At 61.5% G+C, this 25,503-nt stretch carries 18 protein-coding genes; 2 read left to right on the top strand and 16 right to left on the bottom strand.

All coding sequences use genetic code 11. The features are described from left to right. Window position 1: 1 nt before the first annotated feature. From ACIQTS_RS16030 to rfbB, 12 genes are all read right to left on the bottom strand, one after another. Window positions 2-2,353, bottom strand: coding sequence for a glycosyltransferase family 4 protein (locus ACIQTS_RS16030; RefSeq protein WP_402473877.1), 2,352 nt, complete (start codon window positions 2,351-2,353; stop codon window positions 2-4). A 29-nt stretch (window positions 2,354-2,382) separates the two neighbouring features. Beyond that, window positions 2,383-3,858 (bottom strand): lipopolysaccharide biosynthesis protein, encoded by a 1,476-nt coding sequence (locus ACIQTS_RS16025; protein ID WP_402473876.1) that lies wholly within the window; start codon window positions 3,856-3,858, stop codon window positions 2,383-2,385. Window positions 3,859-3,861: 3 nt separating this feature from the next. After that, entirely contained in the window at window positions 3,862-4,989 is a 1,128-nt protein-coding gene (locus ACIQTS_RS16020; protein ID WP_402473875.1) for a DegT/DnrJ/EryC1/StrS family aminotransferase, read from the bottom strand. 76 nt (window positions 4,990-5,065) lie between these two features. Next, window positions 5,066-5,731 (bottom strand): NeuD/PglB/VioB family sugar acetyltransferase, encoded by a 666-nt coding sequence (locus ACIQTS_RS16015; protein WP_402473874.1) that lies wholly within the window; start codon window positions 5,729-5,731, stop codon window positions 5,066-5,068. Between the two features lies 1 nt (window position 5,732). Then, a complete protein-coding gene (locus ACIQTS_RS16010) occupies window positions 5,733-6,869 on the bottom strand; it encodes a DegT/DnrJ/EryC1/StrS family aminotransferase (RefSeq protein ID WP_402473873.1) in 1,137 nt (378 codons plus the stop codon). A 47-nt stretch (window positions 6,870-6,916) separates the two neighbouring features. Beyond that, window positions 6,917-7,939, bottom strand: coding sequence for an SDR family NAD(P)-dependent oxidoreductase (locus tag ACIQTS_RS16005; protein ID WP_402473872.1), 1,023 nt, complete (start codon window positions 7,937-7,939; stop codon window positions 6,917-6,919). Further along, the gene (locus ACIQTS_RS16000) at window positions 7,936-9,033 is read right to left on the bottom strand and encodes a Gfo/Idh/MocA family protein (RefSeq protein ID WP_402473871.1); all 1,098 of its coding nucleotides are present in this window, start codon (window positions 9,031-9,033) and stop codon (window positions 7,936-7,938) included. The genes ACIQTS_RS16005 and ACIQTS_RS16000 overlap by 4 nt, the downstream gene beginning before the upstream one ends. Next, complete coding sequence (locus ACIQTS_RS15995; protein ID WP_402473870.1) at window positions 9,033-10,562, bottom strand: sugar transferase; 1,530 nt, start codon at window positions 10,560-10,562, stop codon at window positions 9,033-9,035. The genes ACIQTS_RS16000 and ACIQTS_RS15995 overlap by 1 nt, the downstream gene beginning before the upstream one ends. 568 nt (window positions 10,563-11,130) lie before the next feature. Then, complete coding sequence (locus ACIQTS_RS15990) at window positions 11,131-13,818, bottom strand: LuxR C-terminal-related transcriptional regulator (protein ID WP_402473869.1); 2,688 nt, start codon at window positions 13,816-13,818, stop codon at window positions 11,131-11,133. After that, window positions 13,815-16,448 carry a LuxR C-terminal-related transcriptional regulator gene (locus ACIQTS_RS15985; RefSeq protein WP_402473868.1) on the bottom strand — a complete coding sequence of 878 codons (2,634 nt, stop codon included), beginning with the start codon at window positions 16,446-16,448 and terminating at the stop codon, window positions 13,815-13,817. The genes ACIQTS_RS15990 and ACIQTS_RS15985 overlap by 4 nt, the downstream gene beginning before the upstream one ends. A gap of 331 nt (window positions 16,449-16,779) precedes the next feature. After that, window positions 16,780-18,201, bottom strand: a complete 1,422-nt coding sequence (gene rfbD / locus ACIQTS_RS15980) for a dTDP-4-dehydrorhamnose reductase (RefSeq protein ID WP_402473867.1) — start codon at window positions 18,199-18,201, stop codon at window positions 16,780-16,782. Beyond that, window positions 18,201-19,217, bottom strand: a complete 1,017-nt coding sequence (gene rfbB / locus ACIQTS_RS15975) for a dTDP-glucose 4,6-dehydratase (RefSeq protein WP_402473866.1) — start codon at window positions 19,215-19,217, stop codon at window positions 18,201-18,203. The genes rfbD and rfbB overlap by 1 nt, the downstream gene beginning before the upstream one ends. A gap of 105 nt (window positions 19,218-19,322) precedes the next feature. On the opposite strand from rfbB, the gene rfbA reads away from it, so the two are divergent. Then, entirely contained in the window at window positions 19,323-20,240 is a 918-nt protein-coding gene (rfbA, locus tag ACIQTS_RS15970; protein WP_332595373.1) for a glucose-1-phosphate thymidylyltransferase RfbA, read from the top strand. A 56-nt stretch (window positions 20,241-20,296) separates the two neighbouring features. Here rfbA and ACIQTS_RS15965 read toward each other — a convergent pair whose 3' ends face one another. Beyond that, window positions 20,297-21,001 carry a class I SAM-dependent methyltransferase gene (locus ACIQTS_RS15965; protein ID WP_131087980.1) on the bottom strand — a complete coding sequence of 235 codons (705 nt, stop codon included), beginning with the start codon at window positions 20,999-21,001 and terminating at the stop codon, window positions 20,297-20,299. 164 nt (window positions 21,002-21,165) lie between these two features. On the opposite strand from ACIQTS_RS15965, the gene ACIQTS_RS15960 reads away from it, so the two are divergent. Next, on the top strand, window positions 21,166-21,822 hold the full coding sequence (locus tag ACIQTS_RS15960; protein ID WP_402473865.1) for a hypothetical protein: 657 nt from the start codon (window positions 21,166-21,168) through the stop codon (window positions 21,820-21,822). A gap of 116 nt (window positions 21,823-21,938) precedes the next feature. Here ACIQTS_RS15960 and ilvC read toward each other — a convergent pair whose 3' ends face one another. The 3 genes from ilvC to ACIQTS_RS15945 form a co-directional block, all read right to left on the bottom strand. Next, window positions 21,939-22,970: a ketol-acid reductoisomerase gene (gene ilvC / locus ACIQTS_RS15955; RefSeq protein WP_013348730.1), complete on the bottom strand. Its 1,032-nt coding sequence runs from the start codon at window positions 22,968-22,970 to the stop codon at window positions 21,939-21,941. 122 nt (window positions 22,971-23,092) lie between these two features. After that, window positions 23,093-23,611 carry an acetolactate synthase small subunit gene (gene ilvN / locus ACIQTS_RS15950; protein WP_105658085.1) on the bottom strand — a complete coding sequence of 173 codons (519 nt, stop codon included), beginning with the start codon at window positions 23,609-23,611 and terminating at the stop codon, window positions 23,093-23,095. 3 nt (window positions 23,612-23,614) lie between these two features. Continuing rightward, complete coding sequence (locus tag ACIQTS_RS15945) at window positions 23,615-25,498, bottom strand: acetolactate synthase large subunit (RefSeq protein WP_402473864.1); 1,884 nt, start codon at window positions 25,496-25,498, stop codon at window positions 23,615-23,617. Window positions 25,499-25,503: the final 5 nt, after the last annotated feature.

Below are 25,503 nucleotides of genomic sequence, written 5' to 3'. Positions count from 1 at the left end.
GCTACGTGATTACTGCCCCCTTTAGGGATGTTAATTCGATAAATTCGGACGCTCTCTGCTCCCAAGAATGCGCCCGCGCGAATTTCCTTCGCTCGGCCATGTCCGCAAGCTTTGTCGGGCGCGAAATCGCATCCTTCAATAGCTGGATGACCTCAGTATTTGATGAACCGATCGACAGGTGAACACAATTCAGCCACCGCGAAGATGGCAGGTCCGTGGACACTGCGGGAAGTCCCGCAGCAAGATAGTCCAAAGTCTTCAGTGGGAAACTTGCCGCATTGAAATCCGACTTCGTATACGGAGTCAGCCCAACACGGCAGCTGGCCAGGAACTTGGGGACGTCCGTGGGCGGAATTTCGCCAGCCCAATGCACCCCCGGTGCGCTAAGCAGTTTCTTCATCCTCTCGATCCACTGGGGATCGTTGCCCTTGAGTGGTCCGGCTATGCGCAGCTGCAACCCTTGGTTGACGACCTCTTCCATCAACTCGACATCCAACCGCTCGTTGAGCTGCCCTACCAAGGCCACCGCCGGTTCATGCTCCCCGACCACCGACGCGGCGATCTTGCACCCATTGGGCAGCACCGTAGCGTGACTTTCCGGATTCAGGTCGTTGATCCGGGCGGCCAGCTGAGGCGAGACGGCAAACACTTCGTCGGCGGCCGCCAGGTTCTGCTTCAAGCGAGTGGAAACGCTGCCCGCAGGCAACCCCATCAGCGCTTCGCCAGCCACCCAGTCATCAGTGACATATAGGCATTTCTTTCCGGTGATTACTTCCGGGAAACGTGCCGTGGCCGACGAATGGATCACCAACCGATGGTCCGATTGGGAGCCTTCGGTAAGCCGCGCTACGGTGCGCACCGTGAGTCGTTCGTAAAGATTTCGTAAGGCCGCAAAGCGTACACCGGCCGGGACCACCGTTTGCACACGGGTAATGCCTGAGTCGATGAGGTCGACGTGCGTGCCCAGCATCGGCAAACTCCTGCTGTGCCCCGAGGTGATCAAGGAACGCACGGTGCGTGGAGGGTCTACCCAGAGCACCTCAGTTCGCGCCGACAAGGCGGTTGCCAGCATGTGGTCCGTCCCCTTGACATCGTCCCAGTAGGTGCCAGCGATATACACGATCTGAGTGACCCCCTGAGGCTCCGCCCTTGGGCCGAACCGGGAACTGACGGTATTCGTGTTGAAATCATCGGCTATGCTCTTGCGCGAGAGTCTTTGGCGAAGCCGCCCCAGCTTGTACTTCGCGAAGGCTCCTATTGCGCCAAGCCCGGCTGCGATCTGCCGCGAAGCAAAATCATGCTGTTGCTGCGCATGCTCATACGTCTCTTCAAGCTGTTGTGACAGGCTCTGCAGTGAGTAGCGTGACTCAACCAGTTCCCGGCCAAACTGTCCCAATTCTGCGACACGTGCAGGGTCTGCCAGGAGCGGCTGCAAGATTTCCTTGAGCAGCGAAGCTCCACCTTCGGCATGCTTTCCCACGCCGTACCAGCCTTGCCAATAGAATTCGGCAGCGGTCTGCGGCTCAAGAAGCTTCCAGTAGCCCTGCTCGCCTTGAACAACCAGGGGCTTGGCGAACGCCATGGCGCGCAGCGCAGATCCGCCCATGCCCAGGGCAATATCCGCCGCAGCGTAAGCAGGACGCGGATCTCTTAGCTCTCCGGTGAGCACAATGGTTCCTGGATGCGCTTCATTCACTTTCTCCGCACGTTCGCGCACTAGGTCCTCAGCCTGGCCGCCACCGACAATGGCTAGGCAGATCGGTTGCCGCGTGGCCAGCTGCGCAACGCAGTCGATCGCCGCAAGAACCCCCTCCAATTTCAATTCGGGAACTAGACGACCTACCACGACCAGCAAAGCAGTTGCCTCACCGATGCCATAGCTCTGGCGGAATTCTTTTCGGGATTCCTCGTCGGGGCAGTTCGCGCGGACATCCACTGGGGGTTCGAGCAGGTGGACGTGGTGGTATCCGCGAGCACGCCGTTCTGCCTGAATTTGTTCGGTGCCCACCGTCAAGGCCATGGTACGCGGAATGAAATCGGCAACCGCCATGGACATCACCGTCGCAGCATTGACCACCTTAGCCACCCCGAGGGTGGCCAAACGGCATTCAAGAGCCGGGGGCCATTCGAAGCCGTGTACGATGTCGATTTGCCGTTCGCGCACCAGCCGGCGCAAGTCGGCGACGATACCCGGAGTCGGTCTGAAACGCGGACGTGGGGATTCGATGAATTCGAGGCCGAGCTCTAGGATCTTATCGACCAGCTCGCCACACCAGCCATAGATAATCACTTCATGGCCGCGATCACGCAGGGCAGCTGCGAGCTCGATGGCATTCAGCTGACTCCCTCCCATGGCCAAGTCGTGGGGATAGATCAAGATTCTCATACGGCTGCTTCCAAACTCTCGGTACGTGAAATGCGGCGGATCTGCTGTATTTCACTACGGCAGTTCCACAGCAGTAGCAGGATCAAGGCCAGCGTCAGGGTCCCTCCCACCGCCAGGTCCACGAGGTCCAGGGCCATGAAATGCGTCGCGGCAGTGCATGCTGCCCAGGCCGCCACACCGGCCAGCAGTGGCAGGCACAGCTGTTTGAGGACCGCAGTGAAACCCACTCCGGCGCGACGCAGTTGCCACAGGTAAACCGGGAGCAAGAAGAGCACCGACACCACGGCATAGGCGACTGCGACTCCAGCAATGCCCGAGGTCCGTGCACCGATCACGAGCGCTGGTACCAACAGGCAAAGCCCGAGAGCTTGGATTGCCAGCACGGTGTTGGTGCGCCCCACTACCACCAGGTAGTCATAGACCAGCTCGTTGAAAACTTTTGCCAGGGCTACAATAACCAGCCAGCTGAGCACTTGCGCGGCTGGGATCCATTCACTTCCATAAATGAACCGCACCAAAGGTGTAGCTGCGGCGGACAGGGCTAAGAAGGCTGGGATGGTAGCGCAAGCCAAGATTTTGAGCAGACCAGTGATCGCTTCTTGCAGTCGTGGCCCATCGCTTTGCAGGGCGGAAAATACTGCCGGTGCGACTCGTCGGAGAGGCTGCGAAATGATGTTCAGCGGCCAACTGGACAGATTGAAAGCCAAGACATAGAAGCCCAGGGCAACACTGCCAAGCATGGCACCGACTGAGAGCTGGTCTGCATAGCCCACAGCGAAAACGATAAGGCTTGATCCGGCCAGGGGAAGACCGAATTTGACTAGTGCAGAAGCATATCCCCGGTTCCATCCCAACCGGTACTTTATGGGTGAAGCACGTAAGAACATCAACGCAGAGATAAAGCTGCCTGCCACGCGTCCGATGGCCAGCGCCATCGCGCCCAATCCTAAGAACACCAGCAGCACAGAGAGGATTGCGCCAATCCAGACGTTGGCTTGGTCGATCGCCATGCGCGTGCGTTCTTCAAAAGCGCGTTGCAGCAGAGCTGCGGGCCCTGCCACAATGCCGTTGAGCAGTACCGAAAGGATCAAGATCCGCACCACTGGTGTCGCCTGCGGATCCCCCATGAGCTCGCTGAATTGCGGTGCTGCCCACCACGCCAGCGCGCAGAACAGAGTACTGCCTAGAACGGACAGGGTGTTCACCGTGGAGGCAATCAACCCTGGATCCCCCGACCATCTAACGATGGCCAAGCTGACGCCGAGCTCGTTAAAACTGAGCACCGCCATTAACGCCACTAGGGCGATCGCGAAGGTGCCGAACTCTTCCGGGCCCAGGATCCGAGCCAGCACGATCCCAATGCCCAAGGTTCCCAGCCGAGAAATCATGGTGTTTGCCAAACTCCAACTGAACGCGCTTCCGGCGGACTTCGGCGCGCGATGCAGCGGATAGGACTTGCCGACACGTCGCATGGATCAAAGCACCGACAACAAAGTGTCCACCACGCGGCGCTGCTGCTCCTCGGTGATGTGCGGATACAACGGCAGGGACATGATCCGTTTCGCGGCGCGTTCTGCGACCGGGAAATCCCCGGCGCGATAGCCCAAGTGCGCGAAGGCCTCGGTCAGGTGCACCGGGTACGGATAGTGGATGCCGGCGCCGATGCCTGCTGCATTCAACTCCTGCACCACCCGGTCGCGCTGTTCGACCTGGACCACATATAGGTGCCATACATCCTGGTTGCCTTCTGCCTGCACCGGCAGCTGCACCCCGGGTACTCCGGCAAGCATCTGCCCGTAGCGTGCGGCCGCCTGCTGGCGGGCGGCATTCCATCCGTCCAGACGCTCAAGTTTGGCGCTGAGCACGGCTGCTTGCACTGCGTCGAGGCGCGAATTGCGTCCCACCACTTCATGCACGTACTTGGTCTGGCTGCCGTGGGCCGCGATCAACCGCACGCGGTCAGCCAGATCGGTGTTGGCGGTGAGCACCGCACCGGCGTCACCGGCCGCCCCCAGATTCTTGCCCGGGTAGAAGCTGGTGCCGGCGATATCGCCCATGGTGCCTGCGCTGCGCCCGTGGCGCTTGGCTCCCTGGGATTGGGCCGCGTCCTCGATGATGACCGCTTGGCACTCTTCTGCCAGCGGCACCAATTGCTCAACGAAGGCGCTCTGCCCGTACAAGTGAACCGGCATGATGGCCTTGGTCCGCACTGTGATCGCATCGGCTACAGCCTGCGGGTGAATGAGCAGGTGGACCGGATCCACATCGACCGGCACCGCGGTGGCACCGGTCAGGCTGATCGCTTCGGCAGTGGCAATGAAGGTATTGGCTGGGATGATCACCTCATCGCCGGGGCCGATGCCGGTGGCGCGCAAGGCCAGTTCCAGCGCATCGGTGCCGTTGCCGACGCCCACGCAGTGCCCGGTACCGATGAAGCTGGCATATTCCGATTCGAAGCGCGTGACCGCGCTGCCGCCGATAAAAGCGGTGTGCTCGAAAATATCAGCCAGCGCCGCGGTGATTGCTTCCTGCACTTCGCGTTGCTGCGCGGCCAGGTCCACCAGTGGAATCTTCTGGTCGGTTGGAATGTTGATCAGTGACATTGCGGAATTTCCTGCCGTAAAAAGAAAGAGGTGATATCTGGGGATGAAGCTTTAGCAGCGCGCGGGGCGCACCAGCCTAGACCCGGGTGTGCCGGGCGCCGGTCCCTGGCTGCACGCTCGTTGGGCCATAAAGCAGTTGGGCCGGGGCACCAGCCCAGGTCTGCCCTGGCGGGATGTCCTGCAGCAGGGCAGAGCCCATGCCGAGCACGCAATCATCACCCAAGGTCAGGTTCTCGCGCACCGTGGAGTTGGTGCCGATGTAGACCCGGTCTCCTGTCCTCACGTTGCCGGCCAGCGTGGCGCCGGCGGCCAAGGTGGAGAAATCACCGAGCGAATCATCGTGGGTCAGCAGCACGTGCGGCATCAGCACCGAGTGCCGGCCGATTTTCACATTGGCGGTGGCGACGCAGCCAGCCAGCACGATGCTGCCGGTACCCAGCTGCGTCGAGGCGCCTAGGAAAACCGAGGAATGCACATGGGTGGCGTACCGCGACTCGGGCAGGCCCAAGCGTGCGGCTACGGCGGCCCGAGCCACGGATTTACCCACGCACAGCAGCAGCTGTTCGGTGCGTTGTGCGGCGATGTCCAAAGGTCCAAGAACTGGAATTCCTCCGAGCTCACTGCCGTGCAGAGCTGCGTTGTCATCGAGCAGCCCCACCACCTCGTGGTCCCCGGTCTGTGCGATGGACTCGATGGTTTCCCGGGCCAGCCCGCTGACGGCCAGCAGCAGTACCTTCGCCATCTCAGGCACCGCCTGCGGCGCTGAGCACGCAGGAAAGCACGCTATTGATCACGCGGTCCTGCTCTGCTTCCTCAAGCTGGTGGTACAGCGGAAGGATCAAGGTGTTGGCGGTGAGCCGTTCGGTCACCGGCAGCTCGGCGAGCATCCCAGAATGCCCGGCGTAGGCGGGCTGCACATGCGAAGCCATGATCCCGCGCCGTGCTGAAATGCCGTCGTCCGCCAAGCGTTCGAGTAGCCCTTCGCGGTCCAAAGTGAATTCGGCGCCGAGCTGGATCCAGAATGACTGGTAGTTGGTGGTTCCGTAGGCAGGGTCCGCCACGCAGCGCAATCCCGGGACATTGGCAAAGGCCTGGTGATAGCGTCCGGCCAGGTACCGGCGGCGTTCAACCATGGTGTTGAGCTTGCCCAGCTGGACGAGCCCCATGGCCGCTTGCAGGTCGGTCATGCGGAAGTTGTAGCCCACTTCCTTGTAGCTCTCCTGCGGTGCCAAGGTGGCGCCATGGCGTTCTGCGGCCGAGACGTCCATGGAGTGCTCGCGCAGTTGCCGTGCGCGCTGGGCCCATTCCGGATTGTTGGTGGTGAGCATGCCGCCTTCACCGGTGGTCAGCAATTTGCGCGGGTGGAAGGACCAGGCCGAAACATCGGCTCCCCGCCCCACTGGGGCATCTTGATAGGTGGAGCCTGCCGCGCAGGCGGCGTCCTCGATCAGGGCCAGGCCCCGTGCGTCGCACAGCTCGCGCAGCGCAGCCAGATCCACCGGGACGCCTCCCTGGTCCACCACGATGATGGCAGTGGTTTGCGCGGTCAGCACCGCGGCGACGGTGTCGGCGGTGACATTTCCCGTACTTTCCTCGACGTCTGCGAAAACCGGCCGCGCGCCCACATAGGTGGGTGCGTTGGCCGTGGCGATGAACGAGAACGACGGAACCACCACGTCGTCGCCGGGCTTGACCCCGGCAACAATCAGCGCCAGCTGCAAGGCGGTGGTGCAACTGGAGGTTGCCACCGCGTGTGCGACTTGCTGGTGCTGCGCGAATGCTGCTTCAAAGGCGGCGGTCCGCGGTCCTTGGGCCACCCAGCCCGAGGCAATGACCTCGGCAACTGCATCGGCTTCGGCTGTTCCCAGCCATGGTTTCATTACACTGATGCGATTCATGATTTTTCCCCCAAAAAATCTTTGTTCAACTAATTGGCTGCGGCGACTGGCTTCTTCAACGCTCGTCCGGCTGCGATTTCCTCACGCAGCGGCTTCCACCACTCCACGAGCTTGCGCAATCCTTCTTCCAAACCGATCCGTGATTCAAAGCCCAGATCCCGACGCGCCGCGCTGGTATCGGCTAGCCTGCGAACCACCGAATTGACCGCCCGCTCCGGACAGTATTCAATCGGCAGCTGCGAGTCCATGGCCCGCAGCAAGGTCCGTGCCAGCTCCTCCAAGCTGGTTTCAGTGCCGCTGGCCACGTTGTACACGCCTTCGGTGATGGAACTGCCGGCGGCCAACAGGTTGGCACGGGCAATATCCTCGGAGACCACGAAGTCCATCGTCTGGCTGCCATCGCCGAAAATCAGTGGCGGCTGTCCATCGGCGATGTGTTCCATCCAGCGCACCAGAACTTCGGTGTATGCCCCGTGCACATCCATGCGCGGACCATAGACGTTGAAGTAGCGCAGCATCACGTAGTCCAGGCCGTACATGGCGCGGAAGGACTTGAACAATCCCTCGTTGAAGGTCTTCGCGGCCCCATACAACGTGTCGTTGTTGTACGGATGGTGGCGTTCGGTAGTCGGGAATTCTTCGGCCATGCCGTACACCGAGGCGCTGGAGGCGGCCACAATCTTGGGCACCCCGGCTTCCACCGCTGCTTCGAGCACATTGAAGGTGCCGTTGACCATGACATCCAAGGCCAGCCGCGGTTCCTCGGCGCACTGGGTGATGCGGATGGCCGCCTGGTGGAAGACCATGTCCTTGCCCGCCATCACTTCGCGGACCATCGCCCGGTCGGTGATGTCCCCGACGTACAGGGTGACCCGTCCGGTGGCCAGGGCATCAGCGAGGTTGCTGCGCCGGCCGCGGACCAGGTTGTCCAGCACGTCCACATGGGCTGCTCCCGCGGCCAGCAGCTGGTCGACGATTTCCGAGCCGATGGTGCCCGCACCACCGGTGACCAGGAATCGTCCGCCGGCGAGGTTCTTGATATTTTCGTTCATCGTGCATTCTCCATTGCTGCTGTGCTGTGGTCGGTGGACAGGGTGGCCGCCGCGGCGGCCCGGCTGCGATCGGCGTGCTCAAGGACCTTGAGCACCCGCAGGGCCGAGGGCCCATCGGTGGGTGCCGGGCGAGCGCCACGAATGCTGGCCGCGAATGCGGAAACCATCAGGCCCAGCGGCTCGAATTCGGAGAGGGCCGGAGACCATGTATCGCCTAGGCGATAGGAAATCGTGGCCCCCTTGCGGTCTTCTGCATCGGCGCGCATCATTTCCTGGCGTTCCAGATCGACTCCGCGGTCGAAAATGGTCAGCCGCTGCTGCGGGTTCAGGTCATCCCAGACCAGCGTCTTGCGGCTGCCGCCGATAACCATCCGGCGGATCTTGGTCGGCGATAGCCAGTTCACGTTGATGTGCGCCAGGATGCCGGATTCCAGTTCCATGCTCAGGTAGCCGACGCACGACTTTCCGGCGTGCAAGGGATCGGATCCCAACGCCGTGACGGTGCGGGCGGACAACCCGCCGGGCAGCACGAAGTCCAAGATGGACAAATCATGCGGGGCGAGATCCCAGAACACGTCGACGTCGGGCTGGACCAGCCCGAGATTGATCCGGGTGGAATCGATGTAGAGGATCTCCCCCAGTTCGTTATCAGCCAGCAGATCACGAATCTTGAGCACCGCCGGGGTGTAGCAGTACGTGTGGTCGGCCATCAAGATGGTGCCCGCCGCAGCCGCGGCTTCAACCATCTGGGCGCCATGCACGCTGTTGTCCGCCAGCGGCTTTTCCACCACGACGTGCTTGCCAGCGGCGATCGCCTGCATGGCGATCTGGTGGTGTGTCCGGGCCGGCGTGGCAATGGCCACGGCGTCAATCTGGTGGCGGGCCAGCAGCTCATCAAGCGAGCCGACCACAGACGGGTTGCCAGTCTTGCGGGCCAGTGCTTCGGCCCGGTCAAGATCCATGTCGCAGATGGCGACTAATTCCCAGTCGGTGCTTATGGCAAAGTTCCGGGCAAGGTTCGGGCCCCAGTAGCCGGCGCCGATCACGGCGACGCGCAGGGCCGGGTGGACCAGGGTCTCGGGTGCAACACTCATCAGTAAGCTCCATCGGGTTTGATCATGACGCGGAAGGTTCGCCCGATGATGCGCAAATCGCTGAGCACCGTCCAGTTCTCCGCGTAGTAGAGGTCCAGTCGTACGCTTTCGGCCCAGTTCAGATTTGAACGGCCGCTGACCTGCCACAGGCCGGTCACTCCGGGCTTGAGCAGCAGCCGGCGGTGGGTGTGCCCGCGATAGGTTTCGACCTCGGTGAACAGTGGCGGGCGGGGCCCGACCACGGACATTTCGCCACGCAGGACGTTGAGGAACTGCGGAAGCTCATCGAGCGAATGCTTGCGCAGCAAATGGCCAACGCGGGTGATCCGCGGGTCGTCCTTGAGCTTGAAGAGGGGCCCAGCTCCTTCATTCAGCTCTAGCAACGCGGCCAATTGCGCTTCTGCATCGTTGACCATGGTGCGGAATTTGAACATCTTGAAGGGACGGCCATCCTGGCCAGCCCGTTCTTGCAGGAAGAAGATCTTCCCTGGGCCATCACGCCTGATCAGCAAGGCGATCAGGAGGAAAACCGGTGATAGGGCCAGCAACGCGAGCAGCGAAAAGACGATGTCGAAGGCACGCTTGAAGAAGTATCGCGTCCCAGTGAATTTCGCCAGTTCCACATGCAGCAGGGGCATCCCATCCATTGGGCTGGTGCGCACGCGGCGGCTGGCTACTCCGATCAGCGAGGAGGCCACAATGAGCCTGGTTCCGGTGCCTTCAAGACGCCAGCCCAACTGCTGCAAGGCTTCGTTCCCACCTGGCAGAGGTCCGGCGACAACCACGGAATCGGCGTGCAAGCGCTGAATTTCCTGTTCGATCGAGCCGGTGTCATAGAGCAGCGGAAGTACCGGATCAACCTTGCGGATATCGTGTTCGGCTTCCGGATCCGCCGCGCCGTCCATCAGCACCCCAACAACGCGGTAGGCAGGTCCTGACTTCTTGGAAATCTGGCGGATTGCGAACGGGGCGTCAGCGGGCTGGCCGTAGACCAGCACATTGCTCAGAGCATAGCCGCTTCTGCTGCGCAGTCCCAGCCACTGGCGCCAGGTCCACCTGCTCGTCAGCAGCGCGGAGAGTCCCAACGGCAAGGAAAGTACGAGAAAGATCTTCAGGCTCTCTTGGCCGGTGATCACGATAAGTACTCCGATGAAGCCCGAGAGCATCAACCCCGAATAGACCATGATCTTGTATTCCTGCATGCCCACGGCAACGCTGCCCAAACGATGGGCTTTAAAGGATTGCAAGCTGGTCATCCAGGCGACGGTCAACAGAAGGCCGGCCAACGCATAGTATTGCGTGCTGCCTGCCAGCAATCGAGATATCTGCGAGTTTTGGGCTTGCGCGATTGCTGGCAAGGCGCTCACCAGCGCAATGACCAGCAGGTCAGTACCGTATAGCCGGCGCAGATAGGCGCGTCCTTGGGCACCAATGGTGCCGGTTTCCCTTTTGATTGCTGGACGCGGCAGCGTCCAGGTTCCGAGCGAAGACACATGATCTTCGCCTAGTTTGCTGCTAATTTGCGACATGGCTTGTTCCCACCCTGGCTAGCGATTCAACGCTGCAAGGGTGGTCGCTGGTCGGCAACACAAAGTCAAGCATCTGTATTCCCCCAAGAAATAAGCGAGTTCCCCAAAACACAAGGCAATCGCGCTGTCCCACCAGCCCGGCTGCCGTTCTTTACCTTGAGCCTAGGATGCGAAAGCATCCGATGCACGAGTGGAGGAACACTCAAAAGATTGCCTGCCGTACCCGCAAATACTCACGTGGCACTTGGTTCCTACTCGATCACTACTTGGAAAAGACCGGCAGTGCATAGAAAAACCCTGCACCGGCGCAGAGGGGTTGCCGGCACAGGGTCTATTCGGGAAGGAGCCGGCGGCCGCGCTGGGGGCAATCCTCGCGGATTCGCTGGCCACCGGCCCCGTTTCAGGGAAGAGCTTCGCCGCCACGGCACCGACCGCGCACCCTACGGATAGGCACTCGTTCGCAAAAGAACGCCTGCGTAAGTCTCCAGCTCCCGCAAATCACATTACCCACCTGTGCTGGGCCGGGCACGGGTGGTACCTACTCCAAGTTTGCGCAAACCGGCACGTGCTACCTGCCGGTTGTACCCGCTTCAAGCCCTGCGTGATCCAATTCCGCGCGCTCGGTAATCCCCAACTTCGAAAATACCCGGTAGAGATGCCCCTCCACCGTGCGCTGCGAGACCGTCAAGGTCCGGGCAATCTGCGCGTTATTCAATCCCTGCCGGGCCAAGCCGACGATTTCCGCTTCCCGGGCGGTCAATTCGGTCAGCGCCAGGACACGGGCGATGTACTTTCCCGGGTCCATCCCCTGTTGGTCGATCAGTTGGGCGGCCCGGCGCAGCAAGGCGCCGCAGCGCCGCTGGTCCCCGGACTGGGCGTAGCGTTCGGCCGCCCGGGCCCAGGCCTCGATCACCACCAGGTATTCTTTCTTGGCCAGGGCGTCCTGGGCCAGCTGCTCCAGCGGCTCGCCAAGCTCTGAGCCTCGCAAGTCCATCAGGCGCGCCATAAACGCCGCTCGCGATCCCTGCTGCCCCGCAGCCAAGGCACGCAGTCTTTCACCCATCTGGGAATCGGCCAGCTCCTGGTCCCCCAGCTGCCGGGTCATGCTGAAAAGGAATTCGCGTTCCACCAGCGGGAAGCACTCCAGCGACTCACCCGGATACGGATAACCCAGACCCGCAGCGAAGGCCCGTGCAAGTATCCGCTGCTTCGACGACTCCTCGCCCAGCTGTCCGTTCAGCGAAATCGTCCCGCTGGAACTGGAGGACCCGGGCCCGATCACCAGGGATTCAGGCACCGGAAAGCCCAACCGGGCAAGCAGCAGCCGGTACAGTTTATTGGCCAAGGCCAGCAGTTGAGTGGTGTCCGCAATCTGCAGTTCCGTCACGGCCTCGGCCATTTTGGCCATGGCGAGCTGGACTCTGCCTTGCAGCAGGTGGCTGACGCCGTCGAGCAGCGAGATTGCCCCCTGGTAGTACTGGATGGAACGGAGCCGGGGATGGCGGTAGGAGTCGATGAATGCCGCGGCGCGCTCGTATTGTCCCAAGAACAGCAGGTTCCAGCCAATGCGGAAGAACACCCGGACCTCGTACATGGCCTGCGGGGCCGGGTACTCCTTGAGGTCTTGCAAAGCCGGTTCCATCAGATCCAGGGCCTGCTGGCACCGGCCGGCGGACGTGTGCAGGTCGCTGAGCATCATCATGCCGATGAAGCGCACCTGCGCGGGCAGCAGCCGGTCTTCCAGGAATTCTTGCAGCTCGGAAACGCTCGGCAGTGGACCGCGGGCGGTATTGACCCTGAGCCAGAAATCCAGGACCCTGGCCCCTGCGCTATGCAGGGCCAAGAAGCTGGCTACCTCTTCTGCGTCCGCGTGCCCCAGGGCCCGATGCTTCCAATCGTCCAGGATCCGCCCCAATTCGACGCCATCGGTTCCGATATTCGTGGTGACCTCCAGCAGGTAGGCGTAGGCCTGCCCCAGCAGCGCCAGATCGGTCAGTTGATCGATCAGGCGCAGCAACAGCGCGCGCGCGGCATGGTGCCGCCCCATGCTCAGCAGCATCCGCGCTTCGAGCAGCGCTCCTTGCCCATGATGCCGGGCGAGCTTACCCAGGACGCATAGGCGCAGGGCCAACCCGAAATTCAGTTCCCGAGCGGCCTGCTCGGCCAGATCCAGGACCAACTTCATGGGCACCTGCTTACCGGTTTCCAAGGACCACAGCACCTCGCGGGCGTTTGGCTCCTTTCCCAGCGAGACCGCCGCGGTAACCCACAGGTCATGCAGCTGTGCGATGTCATGTTCGGTGGCCAAGGCGCGGACGATCCGCTGCATCAGCTTGGATTTCAAGACCATTGCCGGGCCTTGCTGCATCAGCTCACCGATTTTCAGCAGCCGCTGGTAAGGCAATCCGCACTGCTCCAGCACTTCTGGGGGCTGCGGGCCAGCCAAAGCCAACAGCAACAGCGACTGCTGCTCCTGAACGGACAGGGTCCGGGTGATTTCCCGGCCCAGCGTCAACATTGGCGTATCGATTTCCGGAAGTGCGCGGGCCACGATCCATACCGGCTCGTGGAGCCCGTGGCTCTGCAGCAACCTGTCATCGTGGAAAAGCGTGCCTTGCTCCAGGCAGGATGCAGCATAGGCTTCAACGAAGCTGGGGTTACCGCCGGTGACCACGTCGATCAGGCTCACCGTGCCCTCGGCGAGCTTGCGTCCGATCACGCCTTCGGCCACCGCGCGCACTCCTTTGCGGTCCAGGCGCTGCAGGGCCATGGTAGTGAAGGATCCCAGCTCGGCCAGCGCGCCCAGCGGGCTATCCGCTTCTAGCGACCCGCTGCCCAGGGCCAGCACCTTCACGTCGGCGTTTTCCACCAGCAGAGAGAGGATAAAGCAGGACTGCGGGTCCAGGAACTGCGCGTCTTCGACCACAACGATATGCGGTTCAACCTGCCCGCGGCTGGAAAGCAGGCTCCGATTCAGCTCGCGCAGCACGCTCACCGGCTCGTCGATGCTCTCCAGGGCCCCCAGATATGGCGACAAGGCACCATGGGCAATAGTGCTCAAGGACGGCGTGCAATACAGCGTCATGACCGGCTCGCCCATGCCCGGGGAAGCCAGCACTGCCTCCACGAGGCTGGTCTTGCCCACGCCCTGCTCGCCCAGCAGCAAGACGCCGGCAGGACCTGGCCCTTGCAGGATCTGCAGCAGCTGGTTGTATTCAGTTGTCCTGGTCTTGGCAATCAGTTGATGCTGTTTCATCGCAGCCCTGCGGTACGGCGGCTGGTGCGGTCAAGCGCAGTGAGCTCCTGGCGATTGCGGACCTGGAGCTTGGAATATACCTGGTACAGATGCCCCTCCACGGTGCGAATCGAGACGCCATTGAATTTGGCAATTTCCGAATTCGTTTTGCCAGTTATGGCCATCTTGGCGATCTGGGCCTCACGCTTGGTCAGCTCGCGCATCCAGCCAGGCTGCTGTTCGATGGCTTCAAACTGCAGCTCGTCGCGCTGCTGGATCTGCGGAGCCGAGGCCCGCTTGCGGCCGTTGACTGTCCGGGAAAGCTTGCGCTGGTCCCTGGCTTCCATTGATGCGACGAACTCGTTGTTCGATGGCACGGACATGAGCAAGTGCCCGGCCTCGACCATGCTGTCCAGAGCCGCTGCCAAGCGCGGCGAGTCCTTGGCCGCCGCCGCGTCTGCGAGCGCCTCCAGATTCTGTCCGACAAGGCCCTCGCAGCGTCTGGCGGCGCTGCGCAGCTGCGGCAGCACCAGCTGGTCTCCCAGCCGCGCGGCGAACCCCAAGGTCAGCGCTTCGAGCAGGGTGTGCTGGCCGCCGCGGGCACGCTGGGCGAAGGTTGCCAGCCGCAGCCTTGCAGCCTGCGGCGAGCCGAGTTCGGCCAACGCAAGGCAGGAGAAGACTTCTGCCGCCCAGGAGTAGAAGCTCAGCGGCATCTGCATCGCTCCGGGGGTCCCGTATTCAGGGCATACCAGTGCGGATGCCTCCACCCGCCTCCCGGAGCAAGCCAGCGCATAGGCAATGACCGACCCAATCAGCGCTTCCGTTCCCCGGTCTCCGGCCACTTGCACCTGGTGCAGGTTCGGTTCCAGCAGGCGCAAGGCAGCGTCGTAGTCATTGCCCAGTCCCAGCAGGATCCCCCGCATGATGTCCCCGTAGGAAATGAGCAAGGGACTGATGTACTGCCCTTCGGCCAGGCGCTGGGCGCGGGCTGATGCAGCGTTCCAGACTCCGGAGAGCAATTCGGCCTGGAGCAGCTGGAACTCTATGTCTGCTGCGTCCTCGGAATGGAAATTCGAGACCGTCGGGCCGTTGAAGCGGATATTGCGCAGTTCCCCGTCCACGTAACTGACCAGCTTCATGGCATCGGCCTGTCGCGACTGCGCCGCCCAGCTGGCAGCTTGCAACGACAGGGACCGCAGGTGCAATGACTCGCTCATCCAGCCTGACGAAGACAGCAGTGACTCGCTGCTGCCGGCGATGCTCGTTTCTTTGGTCATCTCGGTGCTGAATAAGGTCGCGAACGTGCTGAGCAGTTCCAGTTCCTGGAATGCGGTATCCAGGGATTCGCGCGGACCGGACTCCCTGACGGCCTGGGCCAGTCCCGCCCTGGCCAGGTCGATTGCTTCGAGTCCGTTGGACAGCTGGCCGAGCATGGCCTGCGCGCGCACGTGCATCTCCACGATGGCCACCCGGGTGCGCGGGTCAGTTGGCCAGCATTCGGCGTGATAGCCCTGCTGCTGGAAGTCTTCTGCCACCCTGAGCTGCGATTCGTAGTCGCCAAGGTCGTTCAGGGATTTCAGTTGCGCAAGGATCCGGGCAGCCAATGGGTCCTTGTGCAACTTGGCCAGCAGTTCCACACCGTGAGGGTGAGCCTGATTGCTGGATTCGGCGCGCACGAGCAGGGACAGCAGCGGATTGGATATGCCTACCTTGTAGGCGGCGCCGGGCAGGTACTTGGCCTGGCCACGGTTCAGCAAGCCGTCAAGCTCGCAGGTCAGGCCCGAACGCCGGATGCGGTTGAGTTCCACCGGCCCGCCCAGTGCCAGGGCCCCGAGCAGTTCGCGTTCACCGTCATCGAGCCCATGGGTCAGCGAAACGTGCAGGGCCTGCATCGCAGGCCCGGAATCGAGCGCGTTTATCCGCAAGGCCCAGGTACCGTTGTGCTGCAGCAGATGGCCGTCTTCGCGCCAGCTGTGCATCAACTTGAGCATCAGCGAGCGGTTGCCCCCGGCCAAGTAGCACAGGGTTGCCGAGGCGTAGGCGGAGACCCGCCCTTCCAATTCCTGCTGGACGAAAGCGTGCGTTTCCATGCTGTCCATGCGCTTGACACGCTGGTGCGCCAGCCGGCCCGAACGGTACAAGGCGAACAGGTCCCCAGGAAGATCCTGCACGTGTTCGCAGATCACGAAAAGCTTGATCTTGCCCATCGTGGCCAGCTGGGCGAGCAAGGAGCTGGATTGCTCGTCGATCAATTCAGGCCGCCCGAGCACCACCATTGACGGGCGCTGGTCGGTGCACAGCACCCGGCCCAGCTGGTGGATCAGCTCATGACGGCTCGAAGCTCCGGCCACGTCGACTTGGGCAAGCAGGAATGAAAGCACACCGAAAGGCACTTTCGTGCCGAAGTTGCTTCCGTTCAGCCGGATCAGCTTCGGCGGCTCGGCCATCTGGCCCAAGTCGGTTTCCAACTGCGCCCTTCGACCGCTGCCCACTGGTCCGGAGACCACAGCTCCGGCGCAATGCGGGTCGTTCAGGACTCTGCCCAAAATGCCTTGCGAAATCCGCGAGAGTTTCGAAGTTGTCTTGCTATCTCCCCGCTGCGCTTGAGCATTGCGAGTGCCCGCCAGCGAGAGAATTCGTGAATATTCCATTATTCAAACCGCCCCAATCGGTTCGTTCCCCCCAAATTAACCGCGAAAGAATCTGTCAGGACTCTTCCTCGTATTTCCCCATCCTAGGACTTAAAGGCACCGAGAACACTGGGTTCGGCAGGATAAATGAAGCTCAGTCACTTTTTCTTCTTTTCCCAGTGATTGCACAGCACTTCGCCTTCACTCGGGAACAACGAGTTAGTCCCCATGACTTTTCTAGTTGACTTGGAATAACTCGCACCTTGGGCAGGATTGCCGAGTCTGGATGAGGGGTTCTGGCCGTTCACCTGCCATTCACTGGGACCACACCCGATTTTTACCTACCCGGTTTTTATGGCGTTACGCGATTCGGGCCAAGGAACTGATCCATCAAGTCGGCTAACGGCTTCGGCGCGAAGCCGGTCGCTTGCAATTTTGCGGTGTCCAGCGTGCTGTTCGCCGGCCGGGGTGCCAACTGCGGCCGGCCCAAGGCATACTCCCGGGTGGAAACCGGCTGCACGGAATCCGGGTCATGGCCGCACAAGGCGAAGACCTCGCGGGCGACCTGGTACCAGCTGGCGGGTTCGCCGCCACCCTGCAGGTGATAGGTACCCGGGGCGCTGCCGGCATCAATCAAGTGCATGATGCCGCGGGCCAGCTCGCTGGCGAAGGTCAACCGGCCGATTTGGTCATCGACCACTCTGGGCGTGATTCCCTGCTCGGCGAGCCGGCGCATGGTGGACACGAAATTGTTGCCCTGCCCGATAACCCAGCTGGTGCGCACCACATAGTTTCTGGTGTGGGCCAGCACGGCCTGCTCGCCGGCGGCCTTGCTTTGGCCGTAGACTCCGAGCGGCGCGATCGGATGCAACTCATCAACCTCGCGTTGCGCGCCATCGAACACATAGTCGGTGGACACATGCACCAGCGGCACCCCCCGCTCGGCGCATCGTGACGCCAGCTGGCGCACGGCCACGGCATTGACCTGCCACGCTTCGGCACTGCCCGCAGGGGTTTGCGCCCGGTCCACTGAGGTCATCGCCGCCGCGTTGACCACGTGGCTGCAATTTGCAAGGTCCAGCGATGCCGCGAAGCCCGGGGACTGCAAGTCGGTCTGGGCGCGGGTATACAAAGCGATCCGTTCATCTGACTTCGCCAGCTGGGCGAAGGCACGTCCGAGCTGGCCGTTCCCGCCGAGCACCGCAATTTTCTTGGGCTGCACTGGTTTCGCCTGCGCCAGCGGTGGGTGCTCCTTGTCCGCCTGTGAAACTATGGCCTCATCCAAGCTGATGGGCCAGGGGATGTCCAAATCCGGGTCGGCCAGATTGACGTAGCTGTATTCCAACCGGGCTGGCTCGGTCCAGTGCTCGGTGACCAGGTAGGAGTACACGGTATTCGAGGCCAGGGTCTGGAAGGCGTTGGCCACCCCGCGGGGCACGAAGACCGCTTGGCCTTCGCCCACCTGAGCGGTGAACAGCCTGCCGAAACCGTGCCCGGGACGCAGGTCCACCCAGGCGCCGAAGATCTCCCCAGACAGCACCGAAATGTATTTGTCCCATGGCTCGGCGTGCAATCCGCGAGTGGTCCCGCGCTGGCCATTGAAGGAGACATTGTTCTGCACCGGACGGAAGTCCGGCAAACCCGCAGCCACCATTTTCTCCCGCTGCCAGTTTTCCTTGAACCAGCCGCGCTCATCGCGGTGCACCGGCAGGCTGACCACTTTGAGTCCCTGAATCGGGCTGTCCTCTACCCGTAGCTGTGCCGCGCCGCCCATCAGCTGGCAACCTTGAACGCATCGGCCTGCTGCGCATAGCGCTGCTCGGTCTGTGCCTTGGCCGGCTCCCACCAGGAGCAGTGCTGACGGTACCAGCCAATGGCCTGCTCCAGGCCCTGCACCAGGTCGGTGTACCGCGGCTGCCAGCCAAGCTCGGTGCGCAGCACCGTGGAATCGATGGCATAGCGCAGGTCATGGCCGGCCCGGTCGGCCACCGCATCGAAGTCATCGGCTTTCCTGCCCATCAGCTCCAGAATCAGGGCGAGCACTTCGCGGTTGCTCTTCTCTCCGTCCGCACCAATCAAATAGGTGCGCCCGGTCTGGCCCGCTTCCAGAATGAGCTGCACCGCCGAGGAGTGGTCGCTGGCGTGGATCCAATCGCGCACATTTGTTCCATTGCCGTAGAGCTTGGGCCGCAATCCCCCCAGGACGTTGGTGATCTGCCGCGGGATGAACTTCTCCACATGCTGGTACGGCCCGTAGTTGTTCGAGCAGTTGGATAGCGTCGCCTCGATCCCGAAGGAACGGACCCAGGCCTTGACCAGCAGGTCGCTGGAGGCTTTGGTAGCCGAATAAGGGCTGGATGGCTTGTAGGGCGTGGTTTCGGTGAAGCGCTGCGGATCATCGAGTTCCAGGTCTCCATAGACCTCGTCGGTGGAAATATGGTGCAGGCGCACGCCGTGGTTGCGCACGGCTTCCAGGAGTTCGAAAGTTCCCAAGACATTGGAATTCACGAAGCTGCGCGGGTCATGCAAGGAATTATCGTTGTGCGTCTCTGCCGCGAAGTGGACCACAGCATCATGCTGCGGCACCAGTTCGTTGACCAACACGTAGTTGCAGATGTCGCCAACAACAAGGTTGACGCGTTTGCTGTCCAAGCCTTCCAGCGACTGCCGGTTGGCGGCGTAGGTCATCTTATCCAATACGGTGATTTCACTGTCGGAATGCGCAATCATATGGTGCACGAAATTTGCCCCAATGAATCCTGCTCCCCCAGTTACAAGGATTCTTTTCATCTCACCAATGTAGCCAGTGGGCACCGCGGCCAAGCAGCTTCCTAGCAATTCTCGAGTATGACTACTCTGACAAGATCGCTGCCCGCTTCATTAGGCTCGATAGCCATGAGGGGAATAATTCTAGCTGGGGGAACCGGGTCTCGTTTGCACCCGATCACGCGAGGCATCTCAAAGCAATTGGTGCCTGTCTTCGACAAGCCGATGATCTACTATCCGCTGACCACGCTTATGCTCGCTGGAATCAGGGACATCCTGGTCATCACGACGCCGCAGGATGAGGGGCAGTTCAAGTCCTTGCTCGGCGATGGCTCGCAGTTCGGCATCACTCTGTCCTATGCCGTGCAAGCCCGGCCTGAAGGCCTGGCCCAAGCGTTCATACTTGGCGCCGAGCACATCGGAGGGGAATCCGTGGCGCTGGTGCTGGGTGACAACATCTTCCATGGACCGGGGTTCGGCACCCAGTTGGGAAGCTACGCCGACCAGACCGGCGCGACGATCTTCGGCTACTGGGTCAAGGATCCCAGGTCCTACGGCGTCGTCGAGTTCGATAGCTCCGGAAGGGCCGTATCGCTGGAAGAGAAGCCGCTGGACCCGAAAAGCCACTACGCTGTTCCGGGATTGTACTTCTACGACAATTCCGTGGTTGGCAAAGCCCGGACATTGCAGCCTTCGGCCCGTGGAGAGCTTGAGATCACCGACATCAACCGCTTGTACCTCGAAGAGGGCAACCTCAACGTCACGGTGCTGGCCCGCGGAACTGCGTGGCTTGATACCGGAACCTTCGATTCGCTCAACGACGCCTCCAACTTCGTGCGCACTGTCGAAGCGCGGCAGGGTTTGAAGATCGGTTCTCCCGAGGAAGTTGCATGGCGCCAGGGGTTCATCTGCGATGACCAGTTGCGCACTTTGGGCCGGGAGTTGGGCAAGAGCGGGTATGGCGATTACTTGCTTCAGCTGGCAGAAAACAGTTTCGTCGATCCCCATCATTCAACGCGTCCTGCCGCTATGCCGGCTATCAGCTGACATTCGAGGGCTTCGCGGCTTCCGGACGCCGTTGGCACCCGGAAGCAGTGCGCTGGCTAGCGCGTCGAGCGCAGCGAGAAGAACAGGAAGCTCAAGAACGCGTCGCGTTCACGCAAGGCTTCTGGAATCACGCCTTCGGGCGCATCCTTGGCATACGGCGGCTCCCAAACACGCTCCACCGCGAACCCTGCGGAGATCAGTGCCTTCATGGTTTCATGCAAAGGCCGATGCCAATAGGTCAGTTCGGCAGGCTTCCCCTTGAAAGTAACTTCGTCGGTGTACTGGGTGAGTTGGAAGTAGTCCTTGCCTCGGTGGTTGAACGGGTAGAGAATCGGATGGTTCACCGACATGATGAGCCGGCCGCCGGGCTTGAGGACCCGGCGGACTTCCTCCAGTGCGTAGTCCCAGTCCGGCAAATAGTGGAACACCAAGGAAGCAATGGCATCGTCAAAACTGTTGTCGGCATACGGGAGCTTCTCCCCCAATGTCGCCACTTTCAGGTCGGCATCTTCGCCCAGCCGCTGGCGTGCCAGGTCCACCATTGCCCGGCTGGTGTCGAAGCCCGAGACGCTCGCTCCACGGCTCATGAGCTGTTCCGACAGCGGGCCGGCGCCGCAGCCGATATCCAGGATGTTCCGGCCGGCAACCTCTCCTGCCAGTTCCAAGGTGGCCGGCCGCTCATAGTAGGCGTTCAGCATGCTGAATTCGTTCTCGTCAGCGTAGTCCTGGGCGAAATCGTCGTAGTTGCTTTCCTGTGGCACGGGCGCGCTCCTTTGCATGGTTTTGCCCGAGCCTAGCAAGGGCTTCAACTAATCATTGGGAAAACACTCGACTGATCGAGTAACGCTTTGACTGCATTAGCCGCAATCGATCACAATCGCGTCCAGCCATAGTTTCTATTCCCAGTCCAGATTAGAATCAGCACATGGGACCGATCAGTGCCCATGCTCGCTCGACTTTCCATGGGGAGAAATTGAATAAATTAGTTCAGCGTTCACTCGCTGTCATCGCTTCGGGAGCACTTGTATTCTCCGGTGTCTCCGCGGCCTCGGCCGCTCCGTTGCCCACCAGCATTTCATCTGCCAGCATCGTTGCTGCGAAGAAAAAGGCTCCTGCGGTAGCGATCAAGAAAATCGGCACGAAAACAGTCAAGGGTTCAGCCAAGGCAACCATCAAGCCAAGCTATTCCAAGGCAAAGAACGTGAAGATCAAGTCGGCGTTGCTGAAGGTGGCCAAGGGCAAGAAGACCGTCGCCAGCAAGAAGAAGTCCGTCAAGCTTGCAGCGGGCACCTACAAGGTCACCACCACGGTCAAGTACCAGCTCAAGGGCAAGACCTCGACCGTGCAGAAGACGCAGACCTTGCTGGTGAAGAAGGCGGCCGCCAAGCGTTCCGTGAAGATGAGCGGGAAGGCGAAGAACTGCCCTGCAGGCTACCCGGTGAAGGGCAACCGCACCGGCAGCCAGAAGGAGTGGAAGTACCACGTCAAGGGACAGCGCTTCTACAACATCACGAAGCCAGAAGAATGCTTCAAGACTGCAGCTGATGCGCGCAAGGCCGGCTACCGGGCTTCGAAGCTCTAAACCTGCCTAGCTGGTATCCGACCCAGCAGACTAAAAAAATCGACCTCGGCTGCTTCCCATATGGGAAGCAACCGAGGTCGATTTAGTGTGTGCAGATTATGCAGTCAGCCGCATGCTTAGCGGGCTACCGAACCATCTACGTAGTCATCCGAGGATGCATCCGAGATCCAGGAGAACAGCGAGCGCAGTTCGCGACCGGTGGTCTCGATTGGGTGCGCTTCGCCCTTGGCACGCAGTTCCTTGAACTCCGGAGCGCCAGCCTTCTGGTCTTCCATGAAGCGGTTGGCGAAAGCACCGGACTGGATATCAGCCAGCACAGCCTTCATGTTTTCCTTCACCTCTGGGGTGATCACGCGTGGGCCGGAGACGTAGTCGCCGTACTCAGCGGTGTCGGAGATCGACCAGCGCTGCTTGGCGATGCCGCCTTCCCACATCAGGTCGACGATCAGCTTCAGCTCGTGCAGCACCTCGAAGTAGGCGATTTCCGGCTTGTAGCCAGCTTCGGTCAGGACCTCGAAGCCGTACTGGACCAGCTGGGAGGTGCCACCGCACAGCACAGCCTGCTCGCCGAACAGGTCGGTTTCGGTCTCTTCGGTGAAGGTGGTCTCGATAACGCCGGCACGGGTGCCGCCGATGCCTGCAGCGTAGGACAGTGCCAGTTCCTTGGCGCCGCCGGTGAAGTTCTGCTCCACGGCGATCAGGTCAGGGATGCCACGGCCGGCTTCGAATTCGCGGCGCACGGTGTGCCCTGGTGCCTTGGGAGCAACCAGTGCAACGTCGACGTTGGCTGGTGGCTGGATGAAGCCGAAGCGGATGTTGAAGCCGTGGCCGAAGAACAGCGCGTTGCCCTCTTCGAGGTGCTCGGCGATCGACTCGGTGTAGACCTGGGCCTGGACCTGGTCCGGGGTCAGGATCATGATGACATCTGCCCAAGCCGCTGCCTCGGCAACGGTAGCTACCTTAAGGCCTTCGGCCTCGGCCTTGGCACGGGACTTGGAGCCCTCAGCCAGGCCGACGATAACCTCGACGCCCGAGTCGCGCAGGCTCAATGCGTGGGCGTGGCCCTGGGAGCCGTAGCCAATGACAGCTACCTTCTTGCCCTGGATGATCGAGAGGTCTGCGTCGTCTTCGTAGTACAGATCAGCCACTGTAATTCTCCTTATTTGTGCTTCTGGTAAAGAAGTCTTGTGCTTAGGCACTGTTGCTTTCTTCTAAGCTAGGTGCCAAATACCTAAATTTGTAGTTCGTGTCTCTTGAAGTCATTGTGCGCTTAGGCGGACAGCGTCTTCAGGGCACGGTCGCTCATCGACTTTGTTCCGCGTCCCACGGCCAGCGTTCCGGCCTGGACGATCTCGCGGATGCCGAATGGCTCAAGTACTGCCAGCAGTGCTTCGATCTTCGCCGCATTGCCGGTGGCCTCAACGACCAGCGAGTCCGTGGATACGTCGATCACCGATGCGCGGAACAGCTCCGCGGCCTGGGTGACCTGCAGTCGCGTCGCCGCATCGGCGCGCACCTTGATCATGATGTGGTCACGCTGCACCGAGGTTTCCGGCAGCAGTTCCACGATCTTGATGACGTTGACCAGCTTGTTCAGCTGCTTGGTGACCTGTTCCAGGGAATCCCCTTCGGCGTCCACCACCACGGTCATGCGGCTGATGCCGGCAATTTCCGTGGGACCAACGGCCAGCGAGTGAATGTTGAAGGCACGGCGGGCGAAGAGGCTGGCGACGCGGGTGAGCACGCCGGGAACGTCTTCAACCAGTACCGAAAGCGTATGCTTTGCCATGTCCTAGTCCTCCTCTTCCCATTCAGGGGTCATGCCGCGGGCAATCTGGATCTGGTCGTTGCTGACTCCCGATGGGACCATTGGCCACACCATGGAGTCGGCCGAGACCACGAAGTCGATGACTACCGGACGGTCATTGATTTCCAATGCCTTCTGGATGGTCGCGTCGATATCCTCGTCGCGTTCGCAGCGCAGGCCCACGCAGCCGTAGGCGTCGGCCAGCTTCACAAAGTCCGGAATCCGGGCGGTTCCGTGGCCGGTGTTCAAATCGGTGTTGGAGTAGCGGCCATCGTAGAACAGCGTCTGCCACTGGCGGACCATGCCCAGCGACGAGTTGTTGATGATGGCAACCTTGATGGGGATCCGGTTGATCACGCAGGTAGCCAGTTCCTGGTTGGTCATCTGGAAGCAGCCATCTCCGTCGATGGCCCAGACCACGCGGTCCGGCTGCGCCACCTTGGCGCCCATGGCGGCAGGCACCGAGTAGCCCATGGTGCCCAGGCCGGCGGAGTTCAGCCACGAGCGCGGGCGCTCGTACTTGACGAACTGCGCTGCCCACATCTGGTGCTGGCCCACGCCTGCCACGTAGACGCCTTCCGGACCGGTCAGCTCGCCGATGCGCCCGATAACATTCTGCGGAGCAGAGAGGCCGTCGTGGGTTTCGGTGTAGCCGATCGGGTAGGTTTCGCGCAGGCGGTTGAGCAGTCCCCACCAGCCGGCCAGGTCCTGCTGGGCTTCGTTCTCGAAGCGCGAGGCGCAGGCCTCGTGCAGCTGCGGGATGATTTCATCCAGCGAGCCGACGATCGGCACATCGGCCACGCGGTTCTTGGAGATTTCCGCAGGATCGATATCGGCGTGGATCACCTTCGCGTTCGGCGCGAAGGTGGAGAGCACGCCGGTGACGCGGTCATCGAAGCGGGCGCCGAGGGTAATGAGCAAATCCGACTGCTGCAGTGCCGTGACCGCAGAGACGGCACCGTGCATGCCGGGCATGCCCACGTGCTGTTCATGCGAGTCCGGGAAGGCACCGCGTGCGGTCAGCGTGGTGACCACCGGCGCGTTGATGAATTCCGCGAATTCCTTCAGCTGCTCATGGGCGTTGGCCTTGATCACGCCACCGCCAACATACAGCACCGGGCGGGTTGCCGAAGCGATGAGCTTGGCGGCTTCGCGCAGCTGCTTGTTGTGTCCGCGGGTGACCACGCGGTAGCCCGGCAGGTCGACCTTTGGCGGCCATGAGAAGGTCATGTCGCTCTGCTGGGCATCCTTGGTGATATCCACCAGCACCGGACCGGGACGGCCGGTCTGCGCCAGGTAGAACGCGCTGGCCAGCGTGCGCGGAATGTCTTCCGCGTTAGTGACCAGGAAAGCGTGCTTGGTAATCGGCATCGTGATGCCGACAATGTCTGCTTCCTGGAATGCGTCAGAGCCAATGAAAGCGCTATTGACCTGACCGGTGATTGCCACCATTGGTACCGAATCCATATTGGCATCGGCCAGTGCGGTGACGAGGTTGGTTGCGCCTGGTCCGGAAGTAGCGATGCATACGCCCACTTCCCCGCTCACCATGGCGTAACCCTGTGCGGCATGGCCGGCACCCTGTTCGTGGCGGACCAAGAAGTGGTTAATCTTGGTCGAATCCATCAGTGGATCATAGGTGGGAAGGATGGCCCCACCTGGTAATCCGAAGACGTCTTTGACGCCCAGTTCTTCCAGCGAGCGGACGATGGCTTGTGAGCCCGTCATCTGTGTGGGAGCAACGATATTATTCGGACCCTGTACCGGGTTCGAAGCCTCCACGACGGAAGAGACAGCGGCGGCGGCATCCTTGGTTCGATTGATTGACTTCGCAACCGACGCCGGATTGGCGGGTGTTGAGTTGCTCATCGGGA

The organism is Glutamicibacter sp. NPDC090743, from assembly GCF_044769125.1.
Classification (GTDB): Bacteria; Actinomycetota; Actinomycetes; order Actinomycetales; family Micrococcaceae; genus Glutamicibacter.
Note: the sequence above shows the minus strand (reverse complement) of the source record. Positions and strands in the feature narration are given on the sequence as shown.